The following is a 15,402-nucleotide window of genomic DNA, read 5'->3' as shown; positions in this document are numbered from 1 at the left end:
CTCCGCAGGGTCCTTTCGTCCGGATGGGGGTGATCATGTGGGGAAGCGCCGGCCGAATGCACGGGGGAGGAGTTGCCCGCGACCGTGGGCCGGTTATGCCATGCATTACGGTTCCCCGTGGCTCGGCGCCCGGCGGGGTGTCGGGACCGGTATCGGCCCCAACAGCCCATCCTGCAAGCGGAGTTTGGAGAGTTCGATATGGCGGGCTACTCGCCATCGGGCCCGCCCGTCCCCTCTCGCGGCCGCGCGGCGCCGAGTGCCACCACACCAGGGGCGGCACCCGGCATCGCACCCTGGGTGTTCAGGACGCCGGGATGCCGTCGGCAGGGGCATCCGGCCAGGGAGCTGCCGAAAAATAACTCCTCGGTGAACACCCAGTCTGAGCTGCGCCGTCAAGAGCTTCTCCACACGACTTATTTCTCGGCGGCCCCCAGGGCTTGATCAAGTTCCGTAGGTGTCCGTGTCAGTGGTGATGCCCAGGATCGGGAGTGTTTTGCCGTCGAGGGCGAGGACGCGCAGCCGCCCGGGTGCGGGCGCCGTCGGCTGCCCCGTGGCCTTGGTCGCGGCGCCGGTGGCGGCGTGGTGCCGGTCGGTCAGGTAGGCGCCCACCGCCCGGTCCAGGGCATCACCGTCCACGGCGCCCAGCACGCGCCCGATCGTCACGGGCGAGGGGGTGCGCCGCCACCCGAGCAGATGACGGCGGATACCCAGGGCCGCCAGCAGCCTGCCCGAGGCCCTCGCACCCCATTCGGCGAGCTCGTCGATGCTCTTGGCACCCGAGACAACCGCGCAGGCACACACCAGCAGGATCGACGTCAGCGAGTACCGCCGGCCCCGCCGCGAGCGCGGGTCGGGGATCGAGTCGAAGTAGGGACGCAGGTCGGCGACCTGGCCGACGTTCAGCGGACCCAGCTTCCCCGGCACGGCAGGGATCGGAGAAGATACAGCGGCAGGCACGGGCCACCTCATGATCATCGGGCGTAAGACACCACAATGATCACCAAGCTCGTGCCTGCACTGCTGTCTACCCCTCACGCAACAACTACCGCGAGCGCGGAACTTGAAGCCGCCCTGATATCCTCCGCCAGTGCCTCACCGGGCACGTTGTCGAAGGGCCCCACCGGTCGCGGTGGGGCCCTTCGACATTCTCCGTCTGGCACGCCCGAGCCGCCCGGTTCCCAGCCCGTGATCGCCCACGACGACATCGGGGGCACCGAGCAGAAGCAGGAGCATCGGTGCGCTGTGGTGACTCCCGCAAGCCGAAGCGAACAGAACCGCGTCGACCAGGGCGGCGCCACCCGGCGCATGCGCTCGGTCGGGGATGCGTGCCCCGCGAGCGGGAAATCAGCCGACCGGGAGCGAGGCCGCGTCCGCGGACTCGGGGTGGGGTGCGATCCGGCTGCGTTGTTCCGTGATCACACCGAACAGGCTGATGACGAATCCGAGTAGGGCGACGCCCACGACCACCGCGATCCCGGTGCGGTAACCCTCCAGTTGACCATGTGCATCGGCCGCACCGTGGCTTCCCGAGGTGACGACCGCGGTGACAACGGCGAGCACGATCGCGCCGCCGATCTGGAGGGACGTCTGGACCAGGCCCGAGGCGAGGCCTTGTTCCTCGTCGCGGACGTTCATGGTGCCGGCAACCGTGCTCGACGAGAAGCAGAGGACGAATCCGATCCCGACGAGTACGACGGACGGCAGGAGGACCGGCGCATAGGAGGTCTGCAGCCCGATCCTCAGGAGCAGCGCGTAGCCGGCCACGTAGGCGATGAATCCGCCGGCCATGATCTTGGCCGGGCCGAACCGCGCGAACAGCCGGGGCATCTGGGTGGATCCCAGGATGACCATCAGTGAGCTAGGGAGCAGTGCCATGGCCACCGTGAGGGCGGACCAGCCCAGCAGGTCCTGCAGATAGAGCGTCAGCACGAACTGGAAGCCGGTGTAGGCGCCGAAGAAGAGCAGGGCCCCGATATTCGCTCTGCTGACATTGCCGTTCGTGAAGATGCCGAGCCTGACCAGCGGAGCGGCCGAGCGGGACTCGATGATCAGGAAGGCCACGGCCATGACGACGACACCGGCGAGTGACCCGATGGTCCTCGCGCTGCCCCAGCCGGCGTCGGCAGCCTGGGTCACGGTGTAGACGAGCAGGGAGAGCGAGCCGGTGCCCACGATGGCCCCGGCGCTGTCATAGCGGCGCTCGGCCCGCGGCGGGGCGGGCTGGTGCGGGATGAGCCGTATACCCGCGAACAACGCGATGGTGGCGATGGGGAAGGGCAGCAAGAACGCCCAGCGCCAGCCGATTTCGGTCAGCAGCCCGCTGATGACGAGGCCGAGCGAGAATCCGCTCGCCGCGGTCGCGGAGAAAATGCCGAGGGCCTTGTTCCGCTGCGGGCCCTCGGGGAAGGTGGTAACGATCAGGGACAGTGCGGCGGGAGCGGTGAACGCCGCGCTGGCGCCCTTGATGAAGCGGGAGGCGATAACGAGACCTCCGCTGTCCACGAGGCCACCGAAGAGTGAGGCGGCCGCGAATACTCCCAGCGCCACCAGGAACACTTCCCTGCGCCCCATGAGATCGGCGGCCCGGCCGCCCAGCAGCAGGAGTCCGCCGTAGCCGAGGACGTATCCACTAACCACCCACTGGAGCGCGGAGGTCGACATGCCCAGATCGTGGCCGATGGAGGGAAGGGTGACTCCCACCATCGACAGGTCGAGGCCGTCCATGAAGAGTGCGGCGCAGAGGACAATCAGCGTCCCCCAGACGCGGGGGGTCCAACGTTCGTTCGTGTTCATTTGCTCAACGACCTAGATGCGTATGGTGAATCTGCTGGAGGTCACGTCAGGCGGTGCACCGCCGGGTCCGAGCCCGTGGGCATGCACTCCTGTTGACTCGACAGGGCCGTCAAGCGGCAATCGCGCGGCATCGTGTCGCTGCGTCCAGGGGCGGGCCGCGGTGATGGCGGCATCCGCCGTCGAGTGCACTCATTGCCAGGTGCATGACGATAGGAGGGCGGTGCACGCCGCTGTAATTCTGCCGAGGATCGTGGTGGCACGCTCCCGAACGTGCCACCACGGACTGTGGGCTCAGGCGCTCAGGCGCTCAGGCGCTCAGGATCCCGGTCAGGATCTCGACGACCTTGCCGTTGAGCTCGCCGGGCGCCGCCGGCAGGTTCTGCTTGATCAGCTTGGTCATGTCGTCCGCGACGATCTCCGGCTCGTCGGCCGCGAGCGCGTCGAGGGTGAGCGTAGCGATCGCGGCCGGGTCGTTCTTCAGGACGGCCGGGGCGTAGGACACCATCTCGGTGTCCATGTATCCGACGTAGAGGCCCGAGACCAGGATTCCGCGCGGGGCCAGCTCCTGCCGCAACACGTTGGTCATGGCCCATTCCGCGGCCTTCGCGCCGTTGTAGGCGCCGTAGTCCGGCCAGTGGATCCAGGAGAGCTGGGAGCAGACGTTCAGGATCGCGCCGCCGCCGTTGCCCTCGATGACCGGGGCGAAGTGGCGGGTGACGTTGAGGGTCCCGAAGTAGGAGACCTCCATCTCGTGACGGATGCTCTCGAAGTCGCCGTCCATCAGGTGGGCGCGGCTGTGGGTTCCGGCGTTGTTGATCAGCAGGGTGGCGTCGGATGCCGTCTTGGCCGCAGCCGCCACCGACTCGGGGTCGGTGATGTCCAGCTGGAGCGGGATGGCTCCGGGCGTCTGGACCGTTTCCGGCCTGCGGGCTGCAGCGTACACCTTGGCGCCACGTTCGATGAGCTGCGACACGAGGTGCTGGCCGAAGCCGCGGTTTCCGCCTGTCACCACGACCACGGAGTCTTCGAGTTTCACGGGGGCTTCCTTTCAAAGTTGGATGTCTTCCATAATCTAAGAGGTTCGGCGGGATGTCAACTTAGATGAGGGTTACCATTTAAATTAGGCGGTGATCATCCGCTTCGGGCGAAGGAGGAGGACATGGCCAAGGCGACACGTGCCGAGGCGGCGAAGCACCGCGACGAGGTGGTGACCGCGGCCGCCAGGCTGTTCCGTGAACGCGGGAGCTCCGCGGTCAGCGTTCAGGAGGTCATGTCGGCGGCCGGACTGACCCACGGCGGCTTCTACAAGCAGTTCGCGTCGAAGGAGGAGCTGACGGGTCTCGCCGTCGCGGAGTCGTTCGACGGCCTGCTGTCCCTGCTGAACCAGGCCGTTGAGGAGACCACGGACGTCTCCGGCCGGCGAGCCGGGCTGCTGGACGAGTACCTGACGGCCGAGCACCGCGACTCGCCCGGAACCGGATGCGCCGGCACCGCCTTCGCCACCGACGCCACCCGGGCCGCCGCGGACAGCGCGTTGCGGCGGTCGTACGTCGAGGGCGTGAAGCGTTTCCTTGTGGAGTTCGAACGGGCCATGGACGTGCCCGACGGTGACGGCGAAGCCATCAGGCGCCGCGCGGTCTTCGATGTCGCGGCCATGGTGGGAGCACTCACGCTGGCGCGGGCCACGGCCGGAGACCCGCTGTCGGAGGAATTCCTGACCGCGGTCCGCGGCATCTTGATCGGCGCGTGAGCCAGGCGGTCCGGTCACCGGTCCACTGAGCCCGAATCCACCGGCTGACTTCGTGAGTGCTTGCCTTCGGTGATGGGGGCGGGCTGTTCGGTTGCGGGCGTGGAGCGACCGCTGGTCTGCCAGGGCGGCTTCAAGTTCTCCCCACGCCCGCCTGGCCATCCGCGTCCACCGCCGCCGCACGCCCACCGGCCAGCGCGAGAGCGTCTACGCCGTGACCAGCCTGGACGCCCACCAGGCCGGCCCGGCCGATCTGGCCGCCGCGATCCGCGGGCACTGGGAACCGAGAACTCCTCGCACCACAGGACGCCATGCGAAGGTTGTCATGGACGGTCAGCTCGGTGATGACCCCGCGGCCCTCGGGCACATGGGCCAGCCCCAGCCGCACGACCTCCTCGGCGGGCAGTCCGGTGATGTCGGCGCCGTCGAGCAGGACGCTGCCGGAGCGGGGCCGGACGAGTCCGCCGACGACGCGCAGGAGCGTGGTCTTGCCGGCGCCGTTGGCGCCGAGCACGGCGGTGATTCCGCCCCGGTCCACGCTGATCGACACCGCGTCCAGGGCCCGCACCATGCCGTAGGAGACGATGAGTTCGCGTACCTCAAGCACGGGGGGACTCCTTCCCGGGGCCATCCGAAGCCGGTGCGGCGCTGCCGGACGGCGCCGCCGCGATCCCCTCGCCGACCTCGTCGCCGAGGTACGCCTCGGTGACCAGCCGGCCGTCGCGCACCTCGTCCGGGGTGCCGTGGGCGATGACCTTGCCGATGTCGAGGACGAGGACCCGGTCGCAGACCCGCATGACGAGGTCCATGTGGTGCTCGACGAGGACGACCGCCATCCGTTCGCGCAGGCCCGCGATGACCTCGCCGAGGTCGCGCAATGCCGTCCTCGGACAGCCCCGACGCCGGTTCGTCGAGCAGCAGCAGCCGCGGCTCGCCGACCAGCGCCCGGGCGAGCGCGACCTGCTTGCCCACCCCGTAGGGGGTTCCCCGGGCAGTCGGCCGGCCCAGTCCGCGGCGCCGAGTTCCCGCAGGACGGCCAGCGAGCGGTGGCGCAGCAGGCGCTCGTCGCGGTCCGAACGGGGCAGGCCCAGCAGCGCGGAGGCGGAGTGCGCCCGCGCGTGCCGGGTCGCCCCGACAGCACCGCGCCGACCTGGGCGCCGTCCCGGCTCGAAGCGCGCCGCGCCGGACCGGTCGTGCCGCACATCCCGTCAAGCGGGTCGGGCGCAGGGGGGCCGTGTGCCGACGGTGCGGGAGGAGGCTGGACCACGGCCCGGCATTGGGCCCCCGGTGGCCGAGGGGAGCCCGGACGCGCGTTGGCGTGCCGCGGGCGTCGCGCCTCCGTCCCCGCACGAGGCGAACCCGGTGTCCTCGCCGGCCCGGTGCCGGCAGCGGGCCCGCAACCGAAAGTCCGCTGCGACCCACTGCCCCCCCGCATCGCCGGCGCTGTCCCGCTCCGCGGTCGCCGCCTCCGCGGCGATCTTCGTGAGCAGACCCTGGGCATCTCGGTCACGCCCCTGACCACCGCCCTCGGCGTGGGCGGTCTCGCCGTCGTGCCGGCTCTGCGGGACGTGCTCGCCGACCTCATTCGCGGGCGTGCACATTTCGCGTCCAAGACAGTGCAGCCCGGCGACTGCATACGCCTCGGCAGCGGCGAGAAGGTTATGTCGTCGCCCCCAGCGTGCCGTGGCGAAGCCGGCCGGGAGGCGTTCCAGGCGAAGCGCCGCCGCCACCGCGGGAGGGGACGTGCCAGCGCGATCATCGCGCAGGAGCGTGACCCCGACCCTTGGGCCGTTCCACCTCGGTTTCCCCGTTCGATGCCCCGCGCTCGGAAAGCGTTAAAAAGCGCTCCCTCGGCTGGAACCCGGAGGAGGACCCGCGTAGACAGAGTCGTACGGGCTTCAGGCTGGGCTGGTCGCGGTGGACGGATCGCCCACCGAGCCCTGTCTTTCGGGAGACGATCCCGCCCCATCGTCCACCGTGAAAGGAACGATCGGTGAGTCCCCGCGCCCTCGACCGGATCTGCTTCGGGCTGCCCGCGTCTTTGCATGAAGTCCTCGCAGGGACGGGAAGCCTTGACATCTCCGCATTCGATGGCTTCGCGGCAGATGCCCACGCGGTGATCGAGGTGTACCGGGACGTGGTGGCGCATCCGCCCCTAGGGCTGACGCGAGAGCAGGCCCTACGGGCACTCGTGCGGATTCCGTCCCACCGCCTCACCGATCTGACTCGGGAGAGGCTGGACGAACGGCTGCTGGCCGCCCCCCGACAGGACTGGCCGCAAGGGACGGGGAGCGCCGCCGCGCCGGAGACACGCGCCGAGGTGGTCGACCGCACCCCTGCGGCCAAGCCGGCCGGACCCGTTTCCGAGGAGGCCGTCGCGCCGCGTCCGGCGGTTCCGTCGCGCGAGCCGATCCGTCCCGAGCAGTGGCGGTCCCGTCGGCAGGACGCTCCTGCCGCGCTGCTGCGCACCGAGAGGTTCGATCCCGGACGGGATCCGTCCCAGCAGGCGCCGGGCAGGTTGCACGGCCGCATGACTCTCATCCGGATGTGGATCGGTCGGATCCAGGCGTACGACGGGCGCTGGGTGCGCAGTCTCTCCCTCAACCTTCCGGTACGGCTCGGCCAGGGGTTCGGCCCCGAACAGCTGGATGATTTCCAGAACCGGATGCGCGAGCTGCTGGACCGCCATGTCAACCGCGGTCTCACGTTGCCTGGTTCGGGTGACCAGGTCCACTTCGACCTGTCGTTCACCCTCGCCCCGGAGCACCCCGAGGCGATCGAGCTGAGCAGGACCACCGGCCCCGCCCCCTCCGACCAACTGCACTTCCGTCTGCACGCCGTCGTTCCGTCGGCCACTGCGGAGGCAGCGCAGCGGCTCCGGAACGTGAACGACGCCACCGTGCTGCACGAGGTGATGCACTACGCGGGTCTGCCGGACCGGGCCCAGGACGACAACTCGCTGTTCCGCAGGCTGGCCGGGAGAGCCGACGACCGCGGTGTGATGGCGCGTACCGACGAGCTGCCCGACGTGGTCGTGACGGAGGACGACCTGAGGATTTTCGAAGAGGTCGCCGACTCCGGTCCCGTCGTGCGCAGTCACCCCCTGAAGCCGCTCGCCGAGTTCCCCGGCAAGGCGGCGTACGAAGTCCTGCCGCACGTCGACGAGCGGGACGATCGCTGGGACGTCAGCCAGGCCCCCAGGAGCTGGTCCGCGGAGCTCTCCGCCTACATCCGGAACTACGGCTCCCGGCACGACGGCATCATCGGCATGACGAACATCGAGCCGATCCCGGCTCCTGTGGTCGACGGACTGCATCAGCACGTCATGAGGACTCTGGGTATCCAGGCGTCGGCGGCTGAACACGACCAGGTGATGACGCAGCTGCGCGACCGGCTGAGCGCCGAAGAACTCAGCGTGCACATGCCGTATTTGCGGGGCAGTACCGGCCACCGGGTCATGGTTCAGGTGGCGGGTCGGGAACACAGTGTGGACGTTCGGATGGCGCTGACGTCTCCGACGGCCTCGCAGCGGTACGGGGCCACCGACCTGGAGGAGGACCCCTCAGCGCGCGTGGAACGGCGCGCCCTCGGGATACAGGAGTCGGCCAACGGCGTGTCCGCGGGTACGGTCCGCACGGTGTCGGTGCCCTGGTCCGCTTCGTTCCCCGTTCACGCAGCAGCACTGGTCAAGGGGATCGACGCCGGGCTTTCGCTCGGCCTCACGCACAACGAGCTGTCGCTGTCGACCGTGGTCACCAACGGTGTGCTGTCGTACGGCGTGCTGCGCGGACGTGAACTGTTCCGGCCTGTCGACTTCCAGTCCGTCTGGGAGGTGCGCACCGACGGCTCCGCTTCCAACGCGCCGACGGCATGGGACAAGGCGGAGCACGGCCCGGTCACCATCTGGTTCCCTGAACACCTTTACACCGACTCCGCGGAGGAGCCGCCCAGGCCCGCAGACCTTGACGACCTGCCGGTATGGGGCGTGGAAGACGTCAGGGACCCCGCCAGACTGCTGCTCGGGGTGCGGCGGAAGTTCGCGACCGAGCTGGCGGGCATGTCAGAGACCTCGGCGAAGGATGTGCAGGCGTTCTTCTCCGAATCGGCTCTCCGGGGCACGATCCAGATGCAGCGGCAAGGCGGCGTGCTGTCGCCGACCCTGCTGGACGGCAGCGGCCGGGCGATCGGGGTGTTCCAGCTGACCACCGAAGTCGTCCCCGGCAAGGCCGTCTCCGGTACCAAGCGCAAGGTCATCCTGGAAAGCCACCTCCAGCAGATCACGAGGGTGGACAGCTCGGCCAAGGTGTCCAGCGGTCTGAGTCTCGACGGCAGCGCGGGCCCGTCGCTGACCTCTGCCCGCCAACCGGTGATCACGGGTGGCGCTCTTGGCAAACTCGGCGGGAAGTGGCAGACCAGCGACTCGCTCGCCTCGGGCGGCTCGGCCGTCATGATGCACTCCGTGCGCAGCAACCGGGACCAGTCACTCGTCCCGGCCCAGGTGAGGCACACCGTCACCCTCATCCGTGCCCGTGGCGGCTTCGTCACACACGACTTCGGGCCCTGGGAAAACGGAATGCACTTGCGCGTTCTCAACGCGAAGTCCGCACGCGGGGAGGTGCCTGACCCCGCCACCACCCTGCGGAAATTGCCGGCGGAGTTGGAGCATCTCCAGAGTGTCGGAGTGTCCGCGGCTCCTTTCAAGGTGGAGGGAACGGAGGTCCTGTTCGACCGGGCCGAGAAGTGGCTGCGCCGGGAGGGTTTTCTGCCGCCGGCCACGCCGACAGCGTGGTGGCCCTTCAGCGAGGCGCGGGTGCAGGCCCAGCTGGCGAACCTGCGCCGTTTCGAGCAGGCGCGTTCCTGGGCAGGTCTGCGCTCCGCGGTCGACAACATGGTCGACGGCGGGCAGACGCTGTACTTCGACCAGCCCGGCGCCGCCGGCGGGACACGTCGGGTGCAGCTCCGGCTGTCGGCGTCCCGGGACGTCAGCAAGCCCACCCGGCATGTGCGACACCTGCCCGACATCCACCTCATCGGCATGTCGACGTTCAGCGTCGGCGGCTCCCAGCAGCACGGCTACAGCTACGGCTGGCAGGCCGGCGTCGGCGGCGGTCCGAAGCTCCCTGTCGGGACGGCCGGCAAGCCGTGGACGCTCGGCCCCAGCCTCGACTACACCCACTCCCGGCAGACCGGACACACGTCCACCGTCGGCGCCGGTCTCAGCCAGGACCAGTTCTACCGAAACTCCTCGGTGGGGGGTTACGACGACCAGGAGCAGAGCGTCGAGTCCTTCCGGATCCCGGCGCGGTTCGCGCTCGACGTCTACGAAGCGACGAGCAGCGACCCCACGGTGCGGTTCGCCGAGCCCGTCGCTGGAGACCGGACGGACGCCGCGGAACAAGGCGCCGCAGCGCACACCGTGCCCGGAAGCATCACGCTCCTGGTGCCGCGTCGGCGTACGATCGAGCCGACGCGACCGGACGAGGCCGCCCTTCCGGCCCCGAGGATCCGTGCGTCCGACCGGAACGACGAGCGCCGCCTGGCCATGACGGACGAGGCGGGCAGCACCGTCCCGGGGGCGACCAGGCTCCCCGACGACGCCATCGTCGACACGATGCATGCCTCGGCCGCGCTGAGGGACGCGTTCCACCAGATCATCACGGGTACCCAGCCGGGTGCGAGTACGCAGCACGGAACGCTCGGGGCAGTGCGGCAGACCGCTGCCGCATGGACTCCGCAGCCCCTGGCCACGGCTGCGAACTGGTTTTCGCGGAAACTGGTCGGAGCCGCGGCGCACGACCAGACCACGTCCGCCGCCGAGGCTCTGCACGCCGTGCTGAGCACGGCCAACCTGACCGCCCGCGCCCACCAGATCTTCAGCGGCTCCTACGTCGTGGAGGGACTGACCCTGCCGGGCCTGGCCTCCGACGAGGAAATCTCGATCGAGCTCCAGGGCTATCTGCACCAGCCGAAGCACATCAGCACCGGAGGCCAGTACTTCGAGACGGACCTCGGTGCCATGGACACCGCGTCGCAGCACCTGAGCAAGTCGAGCGGGCACCAGACCGCGATCGCGCTCAACGCGCAGCAGTCGGCTCCCCGAGTCGTTCCCGGTCACGCCGCCGGCCAGGGCAAGCCGTCAGCTTTGCCCGGTTCCTCCGCGCGGTACGGCCAGACCCGACGGACGGAGCAGAGCGACACGCTCACGTCGACCACCGGCGTGATGCGGCTGCCGACCGAGAGCGGCACCCAATACCGCATGGGCGCCGACGCGACGATCCTCCTCACCGTCCGCCGGGGAACCCGGAACGTGGTCGGCAACACGGTGAACCTCGGAAGCGCGCCGCCGGTCACGGTCGCCGTCGACCTGCCGCGCGGGGTCCAGTTCATGATGAGCGCGGCACAACTGCTGGACTACGAGCGGTGGTTCCGGAACGTCGACGGCCTGACCCCGCCCCAACGGCCTCTCGCTGATCTCCCCCTGCCGGAACGGTTCGTCCATACGCGCGAGCTCGGCTCGGCGAGCGTCCTGTCGGTCACGCAGCTCAGCGACGCCCCGGACCCGGTCACCGGTCGCCTGTACGAACAGCGCGACCGGCTGCGCCGGGTCCTGACCGACCTGGTGGAACAGGAGGCGCCGGGTGCCACGCAGCCAGGTCATGCGTCCTATATGCCCGGTGTGATGGCCAGGATCGCCGACGCCACGTCGCCGAGCGCCCTGCGCGTGCTGGCCGGCCGCGGCCCCGCGGGCGTTCTGCGGTTCCATTTCCGCCACGTGGCCTACGGCCGTGCCCGCCTGGTGGAAGTCGCACTGAGTGCCAAGCCGAGCCAGGACGCCGCCGGCCTGCGCACCGTGCGCGGCTATAACGCGGGGGCCCTCGGCAGCGGCATGGAGCAGATGCACCTGCATGCCCCGGCGAACACCACGCGAAGCGTCACCACCACCCGCCAGCACAACACCACGGTCACCCCCAACGCCAACTACCTGCGCCCCGCCGAGGACACCCGGACGGACCGGACCGCTCCCGCCCTCTCCCTCAGCGCCACGCGCTCCCAGACCGCCAGGGTCTCCGCGACCGATGAGCAGCGCTTCTGGTTTCGCACCGAAACCGCGGCACAGTTCGTGGTCCTGTACAACTACATCGGCGAGGTGCGCTCCGAACTCGTCACCGAGTGGCCGCCCAACGTCATCACCGGAGTGCCCGAAGAGGGCATCCGCGCCTACGCGAGCGACGGGACGAGCGTGTCCGCCTGGGCGCAGCGGATGCTGAACGGCCGGCCGGTGCGCACCGCGACGGTACCGGTGCGCCTCGGCCTGAGGTTCCCGGCCGAGGAAACGGCCAAGCCCGCACAAGAGATCGATCTCCTGGCGCCCGGTGTCTCGACCCGCCATCCGGCCGAAACGCCGCATGCCACTCCGGGGGAGAACCGCATCGCCGACGGCCTGCGCCTCGTACCCACCGGGCCCACTCCGGTGTTCCACGTCAACTTCCACACCGAGCTCGTCCAGGCCCTGCACGAGGTCGCACCACGGCTGTCCAGCGACTGGCAGCAGCTGTCCGCCTCCTCCTCCGCGGAGACCGTCGCCGTACGCTTCGGGGAACTCATCCAGGCCGGGAAGATCAGCCTCGACCTTCCCCGTTCGGTCAGCATGACCAGCTCCATGCCGGGTGCCTATCCCGGGGAGGAGCCGCAGGAAGCCCCCGCCACGTTGCAGATCGCCGTCTACAACCCCCGGCGCATCACCGACGCGGGCGGTGTCACCCTCGACCGGCTGCACATCCCCGCCACAGCCGCCGGCAGTACCACCACGGCCGGCAATGCAGCCGCGCTGAACGTGCAGACCGCCTACGACGCCGGTATGTCGCACACCGTGGGCGCGACGGTGCCTTTGCTGGCGCAGCAGCCGATCAGTCAGAGTCTGAGTTCGGGCACCATGAGCCATCGCCGGGAGTGGTTCAAGCTCGGCCCCGCTGTCGGAGGACCCCTGCCGCTGACGGGTAAGGAGCCGGGCAACCGCACCTACGAGGCAACCGTGGACATGGTCATCACGGTCGCCGGCCCGGAAGGCGTACGGCACGTCACCGGCAGCGCGGTGACACGGCTGCTGGAGCGGGACGTTCTCGGTTTCGGCGTCACCGACGAGCGTACCTCGCGGAACGTGTACGACGTGCGGTCGATGCTCGCCGACCAACCCGAGCAGCACCTGCGGAACTGGGCCACCCATCCGCTGGCCGACCTGCCGGAGGCACTGGCCCGGCGACTCGACCCGGCCGACCGGCAGGGCGTTCAGCTGTGGCTCGCCCCCGGCGCCGAGGGCGGCGCGAAACTGCTGGGACGGGCCCTGTACGCGGCATCCCGGACCGCCGTCACCGCCGACCGCGACGTGGAGCTCGTGTTCCGTACCGAGGCCGGTTGGCAGTACTGGCTTTTCGATCGCACCGGGTCGCTCATAACCGCCGATGCCCGGGTCGCCGGTGCCTATGAGAAGTTCGCGGCCGAGGTCGGGACGATCACTGAGAGTGCCGGCAAGCAGCGAGAAGCTCGTGCTGCGGAAGAGAAGCTGCTCGGCGAGAGGAAGTCGCTCGCGGAGCAGCAGACCGCCATTGACGACGAGTTCACGGCCGCCCAGAAAGAGTTCGACGCCGCCAAGGAGGAGTTCGACAAGCTCGCCGCCGCCAAGCGGAAGCTCGACGACGACGCCGCTGAGCAGGGGCTGACCGGCGCCGAAGCCGGCAAGGAGGAGACTCGCGGGCTTTCGGGCGAACTCAACTCGGCTCAGGAGCGGCTGGATGCGGCCGAGCGCCGCCACGGACCGGCGACTCGGGCCCGCGACAAGCACAACGAACGGCTGGCCGAGCTGGACAAGAACATCGGCACGTCCCGCGATGACCAGACGCGGCACGGTAATCAGCAGACGCAAGCCGAGGGACACCTGCCCGGACTGGCACACGATCTCGTCCAGTTCCGTCAGACCGCCGGCGAGGGACTGGTCAGCGTACCTCTGTCCTCGCTGGCCGCGGGTCCCGCCCGGTGGCCCGGTAGCACCGTCCCGTTTGTGGACCCGGCGTCCCAGGCGGACACGTCGGCACAGGAGCCGACCACACCCCCCGAGCGCACAGCCCGCGTAACCGGCACCTCCACACAGGACCGTGAGCTGCTCCACCCGGCACGGCGACCGGCCGAGGATCTACGGGAGGAACCCGGCACCCACGACCCGCACACCACCCGCTACCTCACCTCGTCCATGGCCACCGCGCCACCGGTCTCCATCCGCACCGCAGCCGCCACGAGCAAGGTCGGACCGCAAGGGGGTCACACGGCTTTCATCGGAATGGCGAACACCGATGACAGCATGGTCAACGGGCTTCGAGAGTCCTTGCGGACGCAGATCACGCAACTGGCCGACGAGGTCGTGTCCCAGGACGCCCTGCTCGATGACGTAGCGGCGTTCAAGAAGGAGCTCAAGCGGACTGTCCTGTCCGACTCCCGTGTGCAGGTCCTCAACCTCAAGCTGGCGGAGTACCCCGTACCCGGCCACGTCGCGACCGTGAAGCCCCACCAGGCATCAGCCTCGTATGCGGACGTCGTCTTCGACCAGTGGTGGGACAACCGCTTCCTTGACGCCGACGGCGGGGCGCTCTTCGGGCAGGGCCGCCCGATCGAGGAGGTAACCGAACCAGAGGCGGGTGTTCGCACCGGTCCGGCTGACGGGGCGCCCGTGTCCGCGAGCCGTGAGGACGTGCCGCTTACCGCGCAAGAAGCCGCCTTGCCCGAGGCGGAAGCGCACCCCCGGAAGGACCGGCACACGGCCGAAGCGCCCCCCGGCCCCTTCGTCGGGACGCGGGCTGAAGCCGCGGAACCGGCGCGCACCGGTCAGGGATCCGCCATGGCCTTCCTGGACGCGCCGCGACCGGTTTCCCTCGACGTCGCGGGCGGGCCTGCGGCTACCGGCGCCGCGCGGGAGGCGCCCGAGGAAACCCCGTCGCATGGGGATAGGTTGAGTCAACTGCGCGAGGATCGCACCGCGGGGTCCGCAGAGCGGTCCCTCGCGCACAGCTCCCTGCGGTCGTGGGGCCGGGTGCCGGAGCCCGGCGGCGCCGCGAAGGGGCTGGTGCGGGCGACCGGCGCGGGCCGTGTCTCCGAGGAACCGCCCGTCGTGGAGGCGGACGCGGCCGGGCCGGCGGTGCCTTCCGAGCTGCTGGTCCTGCACCTGGACCGCATCCTCGCGGCCCTGGGTGCCGCCACAGACGATGCCGGTGCGATGGCCACCCTGGGCGGCGACCTGGCGAAGCACATCGCTGGACATTGGGGTTCCCGGACGCCGGGGGTCGTGACCCTCGTCGTCGACGTCCAGCACGTGGGCGCGGTGTCGGCGGCCATCAGCCACGCGGCGAACGCGTTGCAGGCCACCATCCGGGTCCGACTGGGAGGGGACGGCCCGGAGGTGAATTTCTGCCCGTCCTCCTGACGGGGCTCGGCCCCCGGCGACTGGTGACGGCCGCATGCGTCGGCACCAGTCGCCGGAATCCGGCTCAGGGTGGGTCTGCGGTGGTGCGTCGATCGCTCGCACATGCGGCGGCTCACGCCGTTTCGCGTAGATCATTTCGCTGAGAAAACCTCATTCGTCCGCCGTTGCGCCGCAGCGCAGCCAGCACCAATAGGCCGATCGTCGTACGTTGGTCCCGCAGACGACCTCGCCGGCGTTGCCCTACGCAGCGATCGAGGCGCGTCTCCCCACCAGCGGTCGAGTCGTCACAGGGTTCCGGGTGGCCAAGCCCCCTGAGCCATCCGGCGGCGGAACAGCCACAGCCGTACCTGGAACCCCTGGGTTCCGCCGATCCTACGAGTGACCGGTGCGAACC

7 protein-coding genes are annotated in these 15,402 nt (G+C 69.8%); 2 read left to right on the top strand and 5 right to left on the bottom strand.

Annotation, left to right across the window (positions count from 1 at the left end; genetic code table 11):
- Positions 1 to 441 precede the first annotated feature (441 nt).
- From AC3ET4_RS06670 to AC3ET4_RS06660, 3 genes are all read right to left on the bottom strand, one after another.
- Positions 442 to 924, bottom strand: a complete 483-nt coding sequence (locus tag AC3ET4_RS06670) for a transposase family protein (RefSeq protein ID WP_431946927.1) — start codon at positions 922 to 924, stop codon at positions 442 to 444.
- Between the two features lie 420 nt (positions 925 to 1,344).
- Positions 1,345 to 2,793 (bottom strand): MFS transporter, encoded by a 1,449-nt coding sequence (locus tag AC3ET4_RS06665; RefSeq protein WP_431946925.1) that lies wholly within the window; start codon positions 2,791 to 2,793, stop codon positions 1,345 to 1,347.
- A gap of 307 nt (positions 2,794 to 3,100) precedes the next feature.
- Complete coding sequence (locus tag AC3ET4_RS06660) at positions 3,101 to 3,829, bottom strand: SDR family oxidoreductase (protein WP_431946923.1); 729 nt, start codon at positions 3,827 to 3,829, stop codon at positions 3,101 to 3,103.
- A 123-nt stretch (positions 3,830 to 3,952) separates the two neighbouring features.
- Between AC3ET4_RS06660 and AC3ET4_RS06655 the strand changes: the two genes are divergently transcribed.
- Positions 3,953 to 4,543: a TetR/AcrR family transcriptional regulator gene (locus AC3ET4_RS06655; protein WP_431946921.1), complete on the top strand. Its 591-nt coding sequence runs from the start codon at positions 3,953 to 3,955 to the stop codon at positions 4,541 to 4,543.
- A 130-nt stretch (positions 4,544 to 4,673) separates the two neighbouring features.
- Here AC3ET4_RS06655 and AC3ET4_RS06650 read toward each other — a convergent pair whose 3' ends face one another.
- Positions 4,674 to 5,147, bottom strand: a complete 474-nt coding sequence (locus AC3ET4_RS06650; protein WP_431946919.1) for an ATP-binding cassette domain-containing protein — start codon at positions 5,145 to 5,147, stop codon at positions 4,674 to 4,676.
- Entirely contained in the window at positions 5,140 to 5,742 is a 603-nt protein-coding gene (locus AC3ET4_RS06645) for an ABC transporter ATP-binding protein C-terminal domain-containing protein (protein ID WP_431946917.1), read from the bottom strand. The genes AC3ET4_RS06650 and AC3ET4_RS06645 overlap by 8 nt, the downstream gene beginning before the upstream one ends.
- 791 nt (positions 5,743 to 6,533) lie before the next feature.
- Here AC3ET4_RS06645 and AC3ET4_RS06640 point away from each other — a divergent pair.
- On the top strand, positions 6,534 to 15,008 hold the full coding sequence (locus AC3ET4_RS06640; RefSeq protein ID WP_431946915.1) for a hypothetical protein: 8,475 nt from the start codon (positions 6,534 to 6,536) through the stop codon (positions 15,006 to 15,008).
- Positions 15,009 to 15,402: the final 394 nt, after the last annotated feature.

Source organism: Actinacidiphila sp. bgisy167 (assembly GCF_057707665.1).
The sequence above is the reverse complement of the archived record's forward strand: the minus strand, read 5'-3'. Positions and strand labels throughout refer to the sequence as shown.

Bases quoted from the DNA above. Each gene is read 5' to 3' on its own strand.
- AC3ET4_RS06665 (WP_431946925.1), bottom strand. From the start codon at position 2,793: ATGAACACGAACGAACGTTGGACCCCCCGCGTCTGGGGGACGCTGATT.
- AC3ET4_RS06655 (WP_431946921.1), top strand. From the start codon at position 3,953: ATGGCCAAGGCGACACGTGCCGAGGCGGCGAAGCACCGCGACGAGGTG.